The sequence below is a fragment of the Mycoplasmopsis meleagridis genome (assembly GCF_900660695.1).
Taxonomy (GTDB): domain Bacteria; phylum Bacillota_I; class Bacilli_A; order Mycoplasmatales; family Metamycoplasmataceae; genus Mycoplasmopsis; species Mycoplasmopsis meleagridis.
In genome coordinates this window covers 90,689-108,503 of the sequence record NZ_LR215042.1, presented here as the reverse complement: position 1 = coordinate 108,503, position 17,815 = coordinate 90,689, and the positions used below count along the sequence as shown (strand labels likewise).

16 protein-coding genes and 6 tRNA genes are annotated in these 17,815 nt (G+C 25.1%); 9 read left to right on the top strand and 13 right to left on the bottom strand.

Going from position 1 to position 17,815, the window contains the following annotated elements:
- Positions 1-4: 4 nt before the first annotated feature.
- From EXC33_RS00535 to EXC33_RS00520, 4 genes are read right to left on the bottom strand one after another with little or no spacing between them, the layout of a single operon-like run.
- Positions 5-2,095 carry an OppA family ABC transporter substrate-binding lipoprotein gene (locus EXC33_RS00535; RefSeq protein ID WP_046097126.1) on the bottom strand — a complete coding sequence of 697 codons (2,091 nt, stop codon included), beginning with the start codon at positions 2,093-2,095 and terminating at the stop codon, positions 5-7.
- Positions 2,096-2,102: 7 nt separating this feature from the next.
- Positions 2,103-3,194: an ABC transporter permease subunit gene (locus tag EXC33_RS00530; protein WP_052717040.1), complete on the bottom strand. Its 1,092-nt coding sequence runs from the start codon at positions 3,192-3,194 to the stop codon at positions 2,103-2,105.
- Entirely contained in the window at positions 3,175-4,131 is a 957-nt protein-coding gene (locus EXC33_RS00525) for an ABC transporter permease subunit (RefSeq protein ID WP_046097125.1), read from the bottom strand. The genes EXC33_RS00530 and EXC33_RS00525 overlap by 20 nt, the downstream gene beginning before the upstream one ends.
- A gap of 22 nt (positions 4,132-4,153) precedes the next feature.
- Positions 4,154-4,426 carry an HPr family phosphocarrier protein gene (locus EXC33_RS00520; protein ID WP_046097124.1) on the bottom strand — a complete coding sequence of 91 codons (273 nt, stop codon included), beginning with the start codon at positions 4,424-4,426 and terminating at the stop codon, positions 4,154-4,156.
- Between the two features lie 93 nt (positions 4,427-4,519).
- Between EXC33_RS00520 and argS the strand changes: the two genes are divergently transcribed.
- Positions 4,520-6,145 (top strand): arginine--tRNA ligase, encoded by a 1,626-nt coding sequence (gene argS / locus EXC33_RS00515; RefSeq protein ID WP_046097123.1) that lies wholly within the window; start codon positions 4,520-4,522, stop codon positions 6,143-6,145.
- Positions 6,146-6,187: 42 nt separating this feature from the next.
- On the opposite strand, the gene rpsO is transcribed toward argS, so the two are convergent.
- From rpsO to secDF, 3 genes are all read right to left on the bottom strand, one after another.
- Positions 6,188-6,454, bottom strand: coding sequence for a 30S ribosomal protein S15 (gene rpsO / locus EXC33_RS00510; RefSeq protein WP_046097122.1), 267 nt, complete (start codon positions 6,452-6,454; stop codon positions 6,188-6,190).
- 97 nt (positions 6,455-6,551) lie between these two features.
- Positions 6,552-7,424 (bottom strand): FAD synthase, encoded by an 873-nt coding sequence (locus tag EXC33_RS00505; protein WP_046097121.1) that lies wholly within the window; start codon positions 7,422-7,424, stop codon positions 6,552-6,554.
- Between the two features lie 46 nt (positions 7,425-7,470).
- Positions 7,471-10,044 carry a protein translocase subunit SecDF gene (gene secDF, locus EXC33_RS00500; RefSeq protein ID WP_046097120.1) on the bottom strand — a complete coding sequence of 858 codons (2,574 nt, stop codon included), beginning with the start codon at positions 10,042-10,044 and terminating at the stop codon, positions 7,471-7,473.
- Between the two features lie 60 nt (positions 10,045-10,104).
- On the opposite strand from secDF, the gene EXC33_RS00495 reads away from it, so the two are divergent.
- The 7 genes from EXC33_RS00495 (at position 10,105) to EXC33_RS00465 (ending at position 12,762) form a co-directional block, all read left to right on the top strand.
- Positions 10,105-10,398, top strand: a complete 294-nt coding sequence (locus tag EXC33_RS00495) for a hypothetical protein (RefSeq protein ID WP_063725444.1) — start codon at positions 10,105-10,107, stop codon at positions 10,396-10,398.
- Between the two features lie 407 nt (positions 10,399-10,805).
- On the top strand, positions 10,806-11,783 hold the full coding sequence (locus EXC33_RS00490; protein ID WP_046097119.1) for a tyrosine-type recombinase/integrase: 978 nt from the start codon (positions 10,806-10,808) through the stop codon (positions 11,781-11,783).
- A 52-nt stretch (positions 11,784-11,835) separates the two neighbouring features.
- A tRNA-Gly gene (locus EXC33_RS00485) sits at positions 11,836-11,909 on the top strand.
- A gap of 124 nt (positions 11,910-12,033) precedes the next feature.
- A tRNA-Asn gene (locus tag EXC33_RS00480) sits at positions 12,034-12,108 on the top strand.
- Positions 12,109-12,111: 3 nt separating this feature from the next.
- Positions 12,112-12,187, top strand: a tRNA-Glu gene (locus EXC33_RS00475).
- A 7-nt stretch (positions 12,188-12,194) separates the two neighbouring features.
- Positions 12,195-12,270: transfer RNA gene (locus EXC33_RS00470), tRNA-Val, on the top strand.
- A 75-nt stretch (positions 12,271-12,345) separates the two neighbouring features.
- Positions 12,346-12,762: an MscL family protein gene (locus EXC33_RS00465; RefSeq protein WP_046097151.1), complete on the top strand. Its 417-nt coding sequence runs from the start codon at positions 12,346-12,348 to the stop codon at positions 12,760-12,762.
- Between the two features lie 57 nt (positions 12,763-12,819).
- Here EXC33_RS00465 and EXC33_RS00460 read toward each other — a convergent pair.
- Both EXC33_RS00460 and EXC33_RS00455 read right to left on the bottom strand, forming a co-directional pair.
- Positions 12,820-12,894 (bottom strand) — tRNA-Gln (locus tag EXC33_RS00460).
- Between the two features lie 4 nt (positions 12,895-12,898).
- Positions 12,899-12,982: transfer RNA gene (locus EXC33_RS00455), tRNA-Tyr, on the bottom strand.
- Positions 12,983-13,144: 162 nt separating this feature from the next.
- Here EXC33_RS00455 and gap point away from each other — a divergent pair.
- Positions 13,145-14,155: a type I glyceraldehyde-3-phosphate dehydrogenase gene (gene gap / locus EXC33_RS00450; protein ID WP_046097118.1), complete on the top strand. Its 1,011-nt coding sequence runs from the start codon at positions 13,145-13,147 to the stop codon at positions 14,153-14,155.
- 13 nt (positions 14,156-14,168) lie between these two features.
- On the opposite strand, the gene rnc is transcribed toward gap, so the two are convergent.
- Genes rnc through EXC33_RS00430 form a run of 4 tightly spaced genes read right to left on the bottom strand, consistent with a single transcriptional unit; the run spans position 14,169 to position 17,765 of the window.
- Positions 14,169-14,858, bottom strand: coding sequence for a ribonuclease III (gene rnc, locus EXC33_RS00445; RefSeq protein WP_046097117.1), 690 nt, complete (start codon positions 14,856-14,858; stop codon positions 14,169-14,171).
- Positions 14,851-15,843 carry a phosphate acyltransferase PlsX gene (gene plsX, locus EXC33_RS00440; RefSeq protein ID WP_046097116.1) on the bottom strand — a complete coding sequence of 331 codons (993 nt, stop codon included), beginning with the start codon at positions 15,841-15,843 and terminating at the stop codon, positions 14,851-14,853. The genes rnc and plsX overlap by 8 nt, the downstream gene beginning before the upstream one ends.
- A 7-nt stretch (positions 15,844-15,850) precedes the next feature.
- Complete coding sequence (locus EXC33_RS00435; RefSeq protein ID WP_046097115.1) at positions 15,851-17,473, bottom strand: DAK2 domain-containing protein; 1,623 nt, start codon at positions 17,471-17,473, stop codon at positions 15,851-15,853.
- Positions 17,466-17,765, bottom strand: a complete 300-nt coding sequence (locus tag EXC33_RS00430; RefSeq protein ID WP_046097114.1) for a hypothetical protein — start codon at positions 17,763-17,765, stop codon at positions 17,466-17,468. Before EXC33_RS00430 ends, EXC33_RS00435 begins: the two co-directional genes overlap by 8 nt.
- Positions 17,766-17,815 lie beyond the last annotated feature (50 nt).

Genomic DNA, 17,815 nt, shown 5'->3' with positions numbered 1-17,815 from the left:
TTTTTTATATTAAAGTCTCTATGTCCTGAAATTTTGTATAACCTAAATCATTTAATGGTTTAATAAATTGTATTTGTACTAACACTTTTTTAGGCATATTAATAGAAATACTATTTATTGCTAAAGGAATTTGCAATAAATAATCAATTGCTTTAAGAAAGATAAATTGTTCATTAATTGTTAGATTATTAATTTTGTTTTCAAAATCTAAATTATTCGTTGAACTTTCATATATTTCTTTGATTTTAATTAAAGGTTTTATAGTTATATTATTAAAATCAATATTATTAACTTCTTTTAAATTATCAATAACATTTTTTAAATCAATATTTTTATCAGTCAATAAATTTAAAAGATAAAAAGAAAAATAATTATTTTGAAAAGTTAAATCCTTGTATTGATAAACATATTCTTTAGAATTCTTTTTACAAAATTCAAATTGGATATTCAATCTTTCATCCAAAGAATTAATGATTTTAGAAATTTGATCATACAATAATTTTTTCGAATAACTATATTCATCAAAAATAGGTAAAGTTCCAACTATTTTTTCATTTTTATTTATCTGAAATTCATTATAAAAATTATCTATTAAAGTAGTCATATTCACTTTTATTACCGATAAATATGGATTTTTTAAAGCTTCATAATTATCGATTAAATTTCTTTGATAATTATTTTCTAATTCATATTTATTTAAAAAAATTAATTTATTTTTATCAAAAATATAATCAACATTAACGTTATCTACTAAATCACTAATTTTAATATCTCTAAAACTATTTTTAAAAACAAGATTTTGTGGGCTTATACTATTAAAATAAGTAGAATTATTATTCAAATAATTAAAACTAAAAATATTTATTGCTTCAATTAAATAATTGCGAAATTTTAACGAATTTAAATTATAGAAATTTTTGTTTAAATCTTTAAAATAGTCGTTTCCGTAAAACAAAGACAAGAAAAGAAAATTATTTTTTTCTTTATTAATATCATTCAAATTTTTGTTTAAAAAAATTTTGTTAGTGTTATTAGATAAACTATTACTATTTTGATATGTTATACCATAAGACAAAGGATTATTGTCAACATCAGTTTTTTGACTTTGATTTAGAGTATCATATTGAATTTCAGAAACTAAATTTTGTTTGAACAATTCACTTTGCTTAAAGTTATAAATGGAATTATCAATAGGAAATGAATTGTATTTGAAAATTATTTTTTTTAATGTATTTTCTGAAAATCTAAAGTTGTAATTAGGATAAAATTCATTTTTAAAGAAAACTTGTTTATCAAGTTCATTTGAATTCAAAATATAATAAGAACTAAAAAGAAAAGTCTTAATATTATTTTCTTGATTTTCAAAAGGTAAAGGATTAAATATTAAATTATTTGGAATTTCATTTAACAAAAAATCCTTAAAATAAGGCGAATTATGACTATTATTAAAAACAATGTTATTAGTAAAATCTTCTTTTAATGGTCTATTTATGTAGTATGAATCAAATAAATTATTTACATTATCAAAATCTTTTTTTAAGGAATTTCAATAATCACTAGCGTTAATTAATCTATTTACTTTTTCATTTTTATAATTTACATAATAATATTTTTTTAAGATAAATTCAACTTTTGTTGCCTTACTAAGATTTTCAAAAAAATCATGCGAATTAATATTATTTTGCTCATCATTATATGTTTGTATAATGCCAAATTTAGAATTAGAATTCGAAGGAAAATCAACAATATTATCTTTACTATATTCTTTAATTTCTCCATTATTTAAATGTAATATTATTGAACTAGCAAGACCAAAATTTAAGTATTTAAACGAACTTTCATAAAAATTATTATTAATTGAATCAAATTTTGCTTTATTAGTAAATTTTCATTCAATTAAAGGGGCATGCATAATTGCTTCATAATCGCTATTTATCTTACTAACCTTATTTATAGTTATTTCACTTAAATGTTCATTAGCAAAATTATAATTTTTAATATAAGTAGAAGAATTATTAATTTCTCTTACATTGCATGAAGAAGCAATAAATGAAAGTGAGGAAATTGCTGCTAAAAAAAACCAAAATTTATGCATTATCCTCCTATTTATTTTTTACATCATATGCTAAATATAGATTAATTGCTAAAACTTTCAAAATGCAAATAAATGAAGTAGTAAAAACTATAACAAATATTACATACGATAAATTATCAAAATCTACTATAAGTTGTTTAAATAAATTTCCTATATTTAAATAATTATCAAAACCTTCAACATCAAAAAAGGCAAGAGAACATAAAGCAATTATATTCATTATTAAATTTTCCCCAAATAAACTTAATTGATAGAAAAAAACTTGTGGAAAAATATATTTAAAAATAATTCTTATATTATTACTTCCGCCTATTTTATAGGCATTTAAATATTCGTTTTCTTTAATTTCAATTGTTTTATTATAAGTTAAATAAAAACTATTTATAAAACCGAAAATACTAAAGAACACAAACATTTTTCATAGTGAAAAAGAAGTTATTTTAAAAGTAAGAATAATTAAAATAACAAAAGGAATTACACTTAAACTATTAAAAATTAAATAAGAAATTTGAGGTATTTTTTTATTATTAAAATATCCAATTATCAAACCTAAAAATATACCAATAAAAATTTGAATAAAGGTTATTAAAAATAAAGTTAAAAATGAATATCCAAATGAAAATACAAAATTGCTAAATCTACTAATTGCTAAATTATTTGTTCCAAAAAATAATACATAATTATGTTTTTTTACTACTTCTAAAAGCAAATAAGAATTATAGGTAAGACTAACTTGATCTGAAATAAAAATTTCTTTTGATATAACTGATGAATTTACCTTATTTGCCTCTTTTATAAGGTTATAAGTATAATCATTTAGATTAAAACGCTCTGTTTTATAAGGAAAAAAATAATTAGGTAAATTAGAGAATAAATTTGAATTTCCTACTGCTTTATTCGGTGAATAAGGATAAAAAATCATACTTAGAAAAATAAATAATAAAAACAAAATGAAAATAATAAAAAATGTAATATTAATTTTTTTGTTAAAAAATCTTTTTAAATATTTAGACGAACTATAGCTTTTAGTAGAAACGTTAAAATTATTCTCAGCTTTTTTAAATATGAATAAATCTTTATTATCTTCTAAATGTTTCATATTTTTTCCTTACTATTTTTCTAATTCTAATTGAGCTAGTGTATTCATCAATGTTTGTTTCTTTAATCAAATTAGCTAAATAAATATAAAGCAATTGGCTAATTATGTTAAGAGATAGTAAAAAACTAATATTTAGAATTATGAAAGTAATTATTGCTTCTACTTCTTTTAAATCAAACATATTAATCAAAAACAAAGATTCGCCTGGAATATCAAAAATTCTTTCTAAAATAAAACTTATTCCCAAAGTAATTAAAACTACATTAAGTAAATTAGCAAAATAGTTAGCAAAAATATTTCTAATCAAAGCGTTCTTTAAAATTAATCAATTACTTAATCCAAGTGCTTTCATCTGAATAACGTATTCTTCTAAAAAAGATTGCATAATAAGATTTTTAGTAGAAATAAAAATATAAGTTAGAGGCACTAATGATAGTAAAACTACAGGAAAAATTAAAGATAAAAAAGATCAAAATAAACCATATTCATTGGGTTTTAAAAATATAATAGGCAAATCATTATTCTGAGCTATTAGTATAAAAATAGGAGCGAGAATAAAAATTGGTAAAGAAGTAATTATAAAAATAAGAAAAGAAAATATTATCGAAGATTTTTTATTGCTATTTAATCCGAATAATATGCCTAAAAAAAGACCTAAAAAACTCGCTATTAGTAGAGAAAAGAGAATAAAAATAAAAGTATATTGTAAATGATTTAAAAACAAGTTTAAATTACTATTGTATTCGATTCTTAAACTTGAATTTCTTATTAAACCAAAACCATTAAAAATATTTTTAAAAAAAGAAATAAAACTTTGACTCAAAGATTTTTCTTTTTCTATTAAAGAAAACAAAAAAAGATAGGCAAACATAGAAACTACTACTAATGTGCCTAATGATAAAAATACTTTTTTAAACAAATAAATAGCAAATTTCATTTTGCCCTTCTACAAAGGCAAATTAAGCTATAAGATTATTAGCTTTTAAAGCCTTTAAAAGATCATTAATTGCTTCTTCTTCGTCTTCCCCGTTTGCCTTGATAGTGATTAAATCATTTTTTCTAATGTTCATTGATAATACCATCATAACCGATTTTAAATTACCAACTTTGCCAGTTTTATCTAAAACAATGACGATGTCACTTTTAAATTTAGAAGCTTCTGAAGCAATAACACTTGTTGGACGCGCATGAAGACCAATTGGATCAATGATTTTAGCACTAAATGTTTTCATAATATCTCCTAAGAAATTTCTGTTTAAATTATACATTACTTTACCCTAATTAAAGCTTTTAATAAGTTTCTAACAAAGTATAATTTAAATACTATGAGCATGCTTACTATAAAAAACAAAATTTTAGAAGAGTTAAAATTAATTGCTAAAGAATTGGACATTCAAAAAGAAATTTTTTTAATTGAACCTAAAGTAAAAGCTGATTTATCCACCAATATGGCAATGGGTAATAAAGGGCAAAATCCTATTGAATTAGCTAATAAAATTGTTGAAAAACTAACTTCTAAATTTAGTATTTTAAAAATTGAAAAAATTGAAATTGCAAATCGGGGATTTATTAATTTTTTTCTAAAAAATAACATTTTAGTTGATGGAATTAATCAAGTTCTTGAACAAGGTAAAAATTATGGAAGGGGCAACAGAGAAGGATCAATCATTATTGAATTTGTTTCAGCTAATCCAACAGGCTTTTTACATTTAGGTCACGCAAGAAATGCTGCTATTGGTTCCACGTTAGCTAATATTGTTGAATTTTCTGGTTGAGATGTTATAAGAGAATATTACATTAATGATGCAGGCAATCAAATTAATATGCTTGCAGAAAGCGTTTTTGCTAGATATCAACAACTTTTTGATCCTTTATACCCTCTCCCTGAAGAATCATATAAAGGCGAGGATATTATTTGGGCAGCTAAAGAATTCAAAAACAAATATAGCGACAAATTCAAAGATGTTAAGTTAGAAGGCGAAATTTTAGAGCAATGAAAAAATGAAGCCACTGCTTTATTCATGGAGCAAGTTAAAATAGATCTTAAAAATTTTGGCGTATGAATGGATTGTTATTTCAGCGAAAAATCGCTTTATCAAAATAATAATGAAGTTATTATGGAAGCTTTAAATAGATTAAAAAGTACATATAAAAAAGATGGTGCTTTTTGATTAGAAACAACAAAATTTGGTGATGATAAAGATCGTGTTTTAATCAAAAGTAATGGTGAATTTACATATTTTGCTCCAGATATTGCTTATCATGATATTAAATTTAAAAAAATAAGAAAAAACGGTATTTCTCTTGATGTATGAGGTGCTGACCATTCAGGTTATATCAAAAGAATGCAAAACGCCATGTATGATTTAGGTTACAAAGGCGATAATTTAATAGTTCTTTGTATGCAATTAGTTAGATTAATGAAAAATGGACAAGAATTTAAAATGTCTAAACGTAAAGGAACATCGTTTTGACTAAGAGAATTTATAGATTTAGTCGGTAAAGATAGTGCTAGATTTATTCTTCTTGATAGAACATATAATTCAAAGCTTGATTTTGACATAAATATAGCCACAAGCAAAACTAACGATAATCCAGCAGTTTTAGTACAATACGCTAACGCAAGATCTTATTCGCTTTTAAATAAAGCAAACAAAGATTTAGATAATTTAAAAGCTTACAAATTTGAAAATGAAAGAGATAATAAATTAATTTCAACCATTTTAGAATTTCCTGAAATAGTAGAAAAATCTGCTGAAAAATATTTAACTAACTTACTAACACAATATTTAATTAAATTAGCTAAAGAATTCAATTCATGATATTCTAATAGTGAAAAAATAATAGGGAGCGAAAATGAAATTAGTTTATTAGCTCTTGTTAAAGCTGTTAATATTACTTTAGAAAATGGCCTAAAATTATTAGAAATATCAACTCCACACGAAATGTAATTTTAGTCGATCAATAATAAAAAAGAAGTGGAAACTTCTTTTTTATTTTCTAAGATTTAATTCTGCTAATGCTTTTTGATATGTAACAAAATCTGTTTTCTTTAAATGTTGTAATAAAACACGACGTTGGTTAATTTTAGCAACAAATCCTCTTTTAGAATGATTGTCTTTAGGATTTTGGGCAAAATGTTTTTTTAAATCTTCAATTTCAGCAGTTAAAATAGCTATTTGCACAAAAGCGTTTCCTGTATCTTTAGAATTTTTACCATATTTTGTTACTAATTCCGCTTTTTGTAATTTACTAATCATAATTATCTCCTTAATTATGTTTTAAACCTAGTTGCAATTAAAATAATCATAACCAAGTATAAAATGCACTCGGAATGCTTAAATAATATAACACAATTTAAGAATTCTTATTTAATTTAATGAAATAATTTTTTGCTAAAAAAAGATCATTTTCATCAATTTCTTCTTTTTCATTAGTAACTAGAATTCTTATTTTTTCCAGAATTTCAATTTTTCCTAAAAAATTATCAACTAAATGTAAATCATAGTCTAAAGATTTAATAATTTGTTTATTATCTCCATTTAAGTAAACAACATAATAAACATAATCATTTAATTCCAAAAAAGCTATATATATTCCTTTTTTTAAACTAACTAATTTATTATCAACTTTAGAAATATGTATTAGATCATCCTTTTCATTTAAACTAACATCAAAACCATATTTATACATGTTTAATGTGTTGACTAAATCAATTTCTCCGCTTAATAAGCATTCTTTAATAAAAGATGTAGAAATTTTATTACCGTTTTCTAACTTTAATTCTTTAACAATAAAAGTATTATTAGGAAAATTTTCTTTCAAAAAAGTAGTATTTCCTTTTCCTTTATAACCAAATTTAAAATCTTCTCCTACTACAAGAGTAAATTCATCATATTTATATGTTAATTTTTTAATAAAATCTTCTGCTTCTAAGTTATAAATATTTTTAAAATTTAATTCAATTGCATTTAAAAATCCTAAATTTGCCATTTTTTGAATTCGATAATTTAAATTTGTAAAAATGCCTTTATTCATATTTTTAGGTAAATTTTCAACATCTGCAAAATAAACTAAAACAATATCTCTTTCATAATTTTGCTTTTTTATTTCTTTTGCAGCTAAAAATAGCTGATTATGTCCTAAATGGAAAGTTTCAAAAGAACCAAAAACAAATATTGGTTTATTAAAATATTCATTGTTTTCTAGTTCAAAAATTCTCATTGGCATAATTAATCCTTTTAAAAAAATATGTGATATCACATATTTTTATTTATTAAGCAATAAAATCGTTAATTCCAACAAAAGTTTGCTCTTCTTTATTATTGAATTCTCAATATTTTTTCTCTTGACGTTTTTTAATGCCTAATTGTCTTTTTGTTTCTAATTTGCCTAAAATATAAGTAGATACAAATATAGAACTATTCGAAGAAACTAGTGTACCAATTAGTAAAATTAAATTTAATCTTCAATTTGTTGCATCATTAAAAACAAACAAAATTATTGCTGCTAATGTTAAAACTAAAAATAGATATAAAGTTCTTTTTAAATTATGAATAATTGCGTTATTGATTGCATATTTAACTTGTTTTTTGCTTAAAACATCATGATAAAAGAAAGAATTAGTATTTTCTCTTATTTTGCTAAAAATAGAAATCATATTATTTACTGAGAAAACAAAAACACCTAAAATACCAGCAATTATTATAGGTGATATTTCAACTCTTGTTATAGCTAAGAAAGCTAATATAACTAAAATATCACTTACTAAACTAATTATCATTGCTATTGCGTATGTTCATTTGAATCTTATCAATGAATAAATGAATAAGCCCAATAAAGAAACTCCAAAAGCAATTAAAGAATTAATTACTAATTGCTTGTTTTCACTATTAGAAAAATCAAAACTAATAAAATTAATATTTGCATATTGAGCATGACTTTTAACAAAAGTTTCTAAAGTATTTACATCTATTTCATAAGGATAATTAATAGCTACTTTAAAGAGCGAATTATCCATATTTATAGGTAAAACCTTAACATAGGACGAAGCGTCTTTAATATTTAAATTATCTTGATTTTGAATAATTAAATCTCTTAAGCTATTAGCTTCATTAAGATTAAGTGGAGATGTATTAAATCCTTCTAAATAAATAGTTTTACCACCTTTAAAATCCAAAGATAAATTTAATCCTAATTGAGCATTATTATTATGTGCTGCTATAGATGAATAAACAATTAAACCAATAATAATGATTAATAAAATAGCTAAATTAAATCATTTGCTATTTCTATAATAATCAAATCTTTTATAAAAAATTTTTCCATTAAGTTTTTTAACCTTTTTATAGTTAATGCCTAAAAGTCAAAGACGTTTATTAAATCATCCAGTTGATACAAGTAAAGTACTTAAAATTCTATTTAAAATAAGCATTATTAGTAGAGTAAAAATGAAAGAAAATACTAATAATAAACTTAAGCCTCTAACAGAATTAGTTCCAAAATAAAACAAAATAAAAGCTATTATTAGTGCGCTAATATTAGCGTCTAAGATAGAAAAAGAAGAAAGAGAATATGTTCTTTTTATAGCTTTTTTAAGCTTATCGCCGTGGTAAATTTCACCTTTTAATCTTTCAAAATTAGTAATTGAAGCATCTAAACTAATAGCAAAACCAATAATTAAAGCAACAATAGTAACAGGTGAATATTCACCTCTTAGAATAGTAAACATTAGTAGGGTTAAAAATATATAAAGTGCCGACGAAATAGTGTTTAAAGCACCTAATAAACCATAATTAACAAGCATAAAAATAGCAACAATAATAAATATTACTATTCCTGCAATTAAAGCTTTTTCTAATATTCCATTAACCAAATTAGGCTTTTCAATTTGCTCCGAAAGCATATTTAGTGAATAAGGAGAAATACTGAAATTAATGTTAGCTGCTAGTTTTTTAGCACTTTGATTATTCAAATTATCATTTCTTATATAAAATGATTCACCATTTGCTGGTTGATAAATAGTTGAAGTACTAATTAAAAAATTATTAACATTAATTTGATTTTCTTTTAAAGCATTTGGTTGCTTTGTTTTTTCATCTTCGACACTTTCATTAACGTGAATAAAGTTATATGGATTCTTTTTTGAATTTTCTCATTCTTTAGAATAATCATTTTGTGCTATATAAACTAATTTATCAATATTTAGTCACATTAAAAGCGTTTTTGAAGTTGTATTGGAAATATAAGCAGTTGCATTAGTTCATTCATTTTCAGCGTTTTTATCTAACAAATCTACTTTGATAGAATAACTATTGTTATAACCGTATTGTACAGAAGCGCTATTAGGTTTTAAGGGTGAATAATAACGGGCTAAATCATTGTAATTTATTTCTTCTTTATCTTTGTTGAATTTACCATCTACAAATAAAGGAATCATATCAGTATCAGTTAAAATCAAATTGGGTTTTTGAGTAATTAAATTTTGAAAAGCATAACGTTCATTATCGCTCAAATTGCCTTTTTGTTCAATTAGAATTTTGCCTTGTTCTTGTGGAATAACAACTATACCTTCATATTCAGAGCCGCCAGTTAGACGATCATTAATTATGTTAGCTACTTTTTTAGTAAATTTATCATCATTAAGTTTCTCTTTGTTATCAATTTCAACTAAATACTTTATTCCGCCGGTATAATCAACTGATTTATTAACATTTTTAGAAAGATAAAAAAATGAACCAAAAACAATAGCACAAATTGAAGCTATTAACGTTATCAATATTATTGCTATTCTTTTTCAATTGCTTAACGAAAAAATATTTTTGAAAGTTTTGGTTAAAACGCTAAACATATTAAACAATTATATATAATTAAACATTTTTACTTTTGAAGTTTTAGTTTTTTTAAGAATTTGACAAGGAGGAAATGGGCCCCCTCGAAAAAAATCCAGGGATCTATTTTTAATGACTTTAGCGAAATTAAAACAATTAATGAAGCTAAAAAAGAAGCCTTAAGATATAAAGGTTTATATGATGAGTTAAATCATAGGTATGAAATGCAAAATGAAAAAATTAAAGACTTAGAATTTTCACAAAGCTCACATAACAAAATAGCTAATTATACAAATGAAATAATTAATGCTTTAGATAACAAAAAGAAAAAAGAAGAACAAGAAAACAAAGAAAATAAAGAAATAAAAGAATAAATAAAAAAGCACCTCTCAACAAAAAGTGCTTTTTTATATATTATTTTGCAGTTGTTTTTAAATATTTTTTTCCTTAAACAAGAAATGACAAGATTTGGAAACAGTACAATGAGTTTTAAAATCTATTTTGATAAAAAGTTTTTATTTTTTTTATAATGAATATATTTTTTTGTTATAATCATTATGCAAAGACGAAAAAGAAACAATACAATTCTGATTTTTTTGTTTATGTTTGTCTTTGAGCAAACATTTTTTTGTTTATGTGTTATTTTTTAAAAATAAAAGACTGTTATCATTATGCAAAGACGACAAAACAAAATAAATTTGTTTTTCTTGATAACAGCCATAATCATTATACATTAAATAAATAAAATGTTTTTAAAAAATAAAAATAATAGGAGATTTATATGTTTAAAAACGTTTATCTTGAACAATTCCAAAAAGAAATGCAAAAACTTGTTTCAATCGAAAGATTACAAGCTTCAACTTTAAAAGATTATTGTGGAGTGTTAAGAAACATTGACAGACCTTTTGAAAATCTTAATGAATTGGTGACTGTCATGAAAGCTGCATTTCAAAATCTAAAAGCCCAAGGCAGAAAACATAACACCTTAATGTATACACAAACTGTATATAAAAGATATTTTACATGGTTTAAACAAAATATTGATAATTTAAACAAGGCAGATTTTGAAAATGAAATAGGTGCCATAAAAGGCCAAATCAAAACACGTAAAGCTTATAGTAGTGAAGAATTGAGCCAAATTTTTAAATTTTTGGATGTATACAAAGATAAGTTTATGAGTTTTTTATTCAAGTTTTATTTACTTAACGGATTGCGTCGCAGTGAATGAGATTGTATAAATTGAAATGAGTTGCTTAAAGAAACTAACGAAAACAAAAATATTGTTGAGGTTAGAACACGTAAAAATAATAACTCCCGTTTAATCTTCTTGCCAAAAACTTCCGAATACGGAAATTTGTGAAGCGAAGCCCAACAATTTAAAGAATTAATTCTTTCAACCGATAGCTATGCAATCTATTTATATTTTACAAAATTCCGCAGATGAGTTAGAAAATATTACCCAGAATTTAAACAAGAAATAAATGTGCATGTTTTACGTCATACTTGTGCAACTAATTTAGTTAAAAGGGGCTTAAGAGCTCCTGAAATAGCTGGATGATTTGGACACAAAAATTTAAATACCACAAATAATACTTATATTGATCCTAATAGCTCATCTAACATTTCTATTATTGAATTTTTAAGTGAAGAAAACAATGACATAAGTAGAAAAATTGATGAAGTTGAAAATTTGAAAAGACAAATTGCAAGTTTAACCCAAATAGTTAATGAATTAAAACATAGTATTAAAATAAACTAAAAATATTAAATGTTAGTTATTTTCCAAGAATATGCTAACATATTTATGAAATGGAAACGTAATTTAATGGCAAAATATCAGCTTGCCATGCTGACTATGGGGGTTCGATTCCCCTCGTTTCCTCCATTTGATTTAATTAATCACCATAAAGTAGCTTGCTACTTTTTTATTAATTCTTTTTCTAAAAAAATAAAAAATTTTTAGATATGCCCTATTTTTAAGTTATAATTAATTCGCTTTAATTTTAAAAGCCGATTTAGCTCAGCGGTAGAGCAGCTGGCTGTTAACCAGTTGGTCACAAGTTCGATCCTTGTAATCGGCGCCATTTGGTCTGTTGGTGAAGCGGTTAACACACATGGTTTTCATCCATGCATTCACGGGTTCGATCCCCGTACAGACTGCCATTTTTTTGGAGAGTTAGCTCAGTTGGGAGAGCATCGCCCTTACAAGGCGAGGGTCATGGGTTCGAGCCCCTTACTCTCTACCATTTGTTAATAACACACCTTTTTTAACGAAAACGCATGTTTTCGTTTTTATTTTTTCTATTATAATTTCTAACTGTATGTTAAAAAAAGCAGGAAAAAATGCATGAAGTGTTGTTAAACGTGGAAACATGTTCATGCTTGCAATTGGTTTACTTTTAGGTACAACTTTTAGTGCAGTAGTTAGTTCGTTAGCAAATGACGTAATTATGTCGGCTGTTAGCTCATTATTTAATTTAACTAGCGTAGAACAACTAACTGCTGGACCTGTATTGATCGGTAAATTTTTAGCTGCATTAATTTCATTCATAATTGTGTCTATAATAATTTTTATAGGTTTATGATTAACTTATATAATCTTGGAATCAGTTAAGAAACGTAAAGAAGCTAAAAATCCACCTAAACCTGTTGTTGTTGAAGAAGTTAAACCTACAAACGAAGAATTAATTCTTCTAGAATTAAAGAAAATTAATGAATTATTATCAAAAGAAAAGTAAAAAGTTTCCTGACGGAAACTTTTATTATTTCTTATAAAACTTGTGATTAAACACATTTGGCTGCCCCAGTTAGATTCGAACTAACGCATGACGGAACCAAAACCCGTTGCCTTACCGCTTGGCTATGGGGCAATTATGGTGGAGGGGGAGGGATTCGAACCCCCGAACCGTGAGGAAGTGGGTTACAGCCACCCGCGTTTGGCCGCTTCGCTACCCCTCCAAATTACTAAATAATTATATCTAATAAAAGTTAATTTATTAAAAATATTTTTATTGTTTTTAGCTTAAAACATAGTACAAAATTATTTATTAATTGGTAATAATAAAGATTATTTTTAATAAAATTATTAGGAAATATCGCAATTTCTATCAAGGAGAAAAAATGAAAAAAATTGCTATTAATGGTTTTGGAAGAATTGGACGTTTATTTTTACGCCAATTAGTACAGTCAAATATTAAAGATGTTGAAGTTGTTGCAGTTAATGATCTTACAGATCCAAGTATGCTTGCGCATTTGTTAAGATATGATACATCATTTAGACCTTTCGAAGGAAAAGTTGAAGTTAAGGATAATTCAATCGTAGTAAACGGTAAAGAAATTGCAATTTATAGTGAAAAAGATCCTGAATTATTACCATGAAAAGAATTAGGAATTGACTTAGTTGTTGAATGTACTGGTTTTTTTACTAAAAAAGACTTAGCATACAAACACATTAAGGCAGGTGCTAAAAAAGTTTTAGTTTCTGCTCCAGCAGGTTCAGATGTTAAAACAGTTGTTTACAACGTTAACCATGAAACAATCAATAAAGACGACGTTATTGTTTCTGCTGCTTCATGTACAACTAACTGTTTAGCTCCAGTTGTTAAAGTTTTAGTTGATAACTACGGAATTGAAAATGGTTATATGACAACAGTTCACTCATATACAGCAGATCAAATGCTTCAGGACGGACCTCATAGAAAGGGCGATAAAAGAAGAGCAAGAGCCGCTGCTTCTAACATTGTTCCTTCATCTACTGGTGCTGCAAAAGCTATTGGTTTAGTTGTGCCTGAAGCTAAAGGTGTTTTAGATGGTTCGGCTTTACGTGTTCCTACAATAACTGGTTCATTTGTAGATTTGACAGTTGAACTTAAAAAAGATCCTGCTTCAATTGAAGAATTGAACGAAACATTTAAAAAAGCATCCAATGAATCATTTGATTATAATACAGACGAAATAGTTTCATCAGATATCATTGGTTCACATTATGGTTCAATTTTTGATGCTACATTAACAAAAATTCAAGAAGCTAATGGCAAAAAATTATATAAATTATTTGCATGATATGATAATGAATCTTCTTATGTAGCACAACTAGTAAGAACAATGAACTATCTAGTTCATTTAGACTAAAAAAAATAGGGATTTACCCTATTTTTATTTTTAATTTTTCTAAAGCGTTTTTGGCAGCATTCTCTTCTGCTTCTAACTTATTTTTTCCTTGCCCTATTCCATAAATTTGATTGTCATGAATAACTTTAGATTCGAAAATTCCATTGTTGTGATATGTTGAATAAATAACATTATTTTTCGAATAACTTTGTATTTTCTCCTGAAAAATAGTTTTAAAATCTTTTAAATCGCTTTCTAAAAAATGTTTTACAGTAGGAAATAAAGTTTTAGATACAAATTTAGAAGCAATTTCTAGACCTTGATCTAAATATATAGCGGCAACAAAAGATTCATAAATATCTGCCCCTACTTTTTCGCTTCTTTTTACTTCTTCTCCCATTTTTTCAGGAGCTGTTAATAAAAAGAATTTTAAATTTAATCTATTACTTATTTCATTTAAGTTTTTAGTATTAACCATTTTTGATCTTAACAAGGTTAATTTACCTTGATCATCAGCTAATTGTTTTTCAAATAAAAAAGTAGAAACTAAAAATTGTAATAAAGAATCTCCTAAAAATTCTAAATTTTGATAATTTTTCTCATCATTTTTTTTGCTAGAAAATTTAGTATAAGAAGGATGAGTTAAAGCCTCTCTATATAGAGAATATGATTTAATCTTTATATCAAATTGCTGCATAAATAAGTCAAATCCAGAATTACTCATTTATATTTAATTCCTTTTTAACTTTATTTAAAATATCATTTTCCAAAGCAATTTTCACTTGATTAAGAGCTCCTAAATAGGCTTTATCGTCGCTAGAACCATGAGATTTAATAACAACGCCATTAACACCAATTACCCAAGCAGCACCTACATTTCTATAATCTAAAGTTTCAGCCACATCTTTAAATGCCCCTTTTAAAAGTAAATAACCTATTTTACGAATAAATTTAGCCTTTATTTTACTCTTAAGTAAGTCTTTAAATGAAAGAATTGCTCCTTCTAAACTCTTTAAAACTAAATTGCCTCCATAACCATCAATTAAGGCCACATCTGTTGTTGCACGTAAAATATCTCTTGTTTCAATAAAGCCACGATAATTGATATTTTTATTCTCTTTTAATAACAAATTAGCTTCTTTGATTATTTCTAATCCTTTATAACTTTCTGTACCAATATTTATTAAACTAATTCTTGGATTAACTTTTTTTAATAAGTATTTTGCAAATTCTTTTGCAATCAAGGATCATTCATATATATATTGAGCTTTAGTATCGATGTTTGCTCCTACATCTAATAAAAGAAATTTTTCTCCTTTAATTGTGGGCATAATGGGCATAAAAGCTGCTCTAGAAACGCCTTCTAACCTTTTAAGTTTTAATGTTGCTGCAGAAAGATATAATCCTGAATCCCCTGATGATAAAATAGCATCTACTTTTTTTTCAACTAATAAATCAAAAGCTAAATTCATTGAAGTTTTTTCATGTAAAGATTGTCTAATATTTTTTTTATCACTAGCAACTAAATCATTGTCAATTATTTTTATGTTTGCTGGAATGTTATTCTTAAAAAAAGTTCTAATTTCTTTTTCATTACCTATTAAAAATAATTCAAAATTGGAATTATTTTTAATAAAAATTTTACTCGCAATCAATCCTGCTTTTATACCATTATCATTTCCGTTTAAATCAAAAGCTATTTTATACATATTAATCCTATTCGAAACCTATCAAGAAATGATAAGTAGGTTGATTACCATTTACAATTTCTACTTCTACATCATATTGATTTTGAATGAAAGTTTCTAATTCAAAAGCGTCATTTTCGCTAACTTCATTACCATAATAAATAGTTATTAACTCAGTGTTTTTCGTAATTAACTTTTTAATCAAATTTCTAGCGCTAGTTAAAAAATCATCTTCTGAAGTTAAAATTTTAGAATTAGCAATTCCTATAAATTGCCCTTCTTTAATTTTGATTCCATGTAATTTAGTATTTCTTACAGCTCTAGTAACTTCAGCACTAACAACAAGTTTAATTGCATTATTCATAATTTTTTCGTTTTCTTTTGCTTTATTATCCTTGTCGAAATTTAAAATTGCATTGACCCCTTGAATTTGACTTTTTGTAGGAATAACAAAAACTTTTTTATCCTGAATAGCAGTTGCAGCTTGTGTAGCTGTTAAAAAGATATTTGAATTGTTAGGCAAGATAAAGACATTTTTTGCATTAACTAGATTAATTGCATCAATTAAGTCTCTAGCAGAAGGATTTTGACTCTGCCCACTTTCAACGATAGCATCTGCTCCCAATTCTCTCATTCTTTCAATAATTCCTGAACCTAAATTACAAGAAACAATTCCACATTCATTTAATTCATTATTTTCAGAATTTGCTTGTAAATTTTTATTTTTAGATTCGCTTGCTTGCTTAGTCATGTTTTCTGATTTAATCTTTGCAAATTCTCCATGTTTTTGCGCTAAATTTAATAATTCACCAGGTTTTAAAGTATGTCCATGAACTTTAACAATGTCATCATCTTTAACAACCACCAAAGAAGTAGCTTTTTTCTTTAATTCCTTTTCGAAATTTCTAATTTCAAATTCATTTTTATTAGTGAGTTCTAAAATGAATTCTGTACAGTAGCCAAATTCACCATCATAAACTTCACTATCACTTACAAATGATTCAAAACTATCTTGTTCTTGCCCTAATTCAACAATTTCACCCCTAACAGCTTTTTCCATTCCTACAAAAATAGTATAAAGGCCTTCTCCCCCTGAGTCAGTGACGCCTACTTCTCTTAAAACTTTTAATTTATTTGGAGTATTATCACAAGAAATGCGAGCTAATTTAACAACTAATTCAAAAAATTTTTCGAAAGTAGTTTCTTTATCAACTTCTTTTTCTAAACCTTCATAAACTTCTCTAATAACAGTTAAAATAGTGCCTTCAACAGCTTTTAAAACTGATGCATAAGCTTTTTCATAAGCCATTTTAAAGGCTTTTAAAAGACCAAAAACATCAACTTTAACTAAATTTTCAAAACCTAAAGCAAAACCTTTAAAAATCTGGCTTAAAATAACTCCTGAATTACCTCTTGCTCCAAAAAGCATACTTTTTGCAACTTTAGCACTTATTTCTCCTAAATTATTGCCTGCCAAATTATTGATATTATCAATAGCTGCCTGCACGGTGTAAGACATATTAGTTCCTGTATCGCCATCAGGAACTGGAAAAACATTTAAAGCATCAATGCGATTTTTACTATTGATTAAATTATTAGCTCCTGATTTAATAATGCTAGCGAAAATTTGACCATCAAAAAATTTAATCATTACTAATTCCTTCTATGTAGATATTTATTTTGCCTAGTTTCAGTTTTTCTTGTTTGAAACGATAATTCAAAAGAGAACTAATTGAATTTAAAATATCTTTACAATTGGCGTTTTTTAAAATTATTAAACTAACTGAAAGGTCTCAAGCATTATTAATGTATTCGACGTTGAGCTTGTCTTCTTTTTTATCTTTGTCATAGTTTTCTTCAAGACCTATAATTTCTTTTATTCCTGGAGAAGTTTTTATTGCATCAATGAACAAATCTAAAACAAAAGATTTTTTCTCATTCATATTTACCTCGCATTAAAGTTCAATAATGTTGGTTAATAGTAATAGTAAAT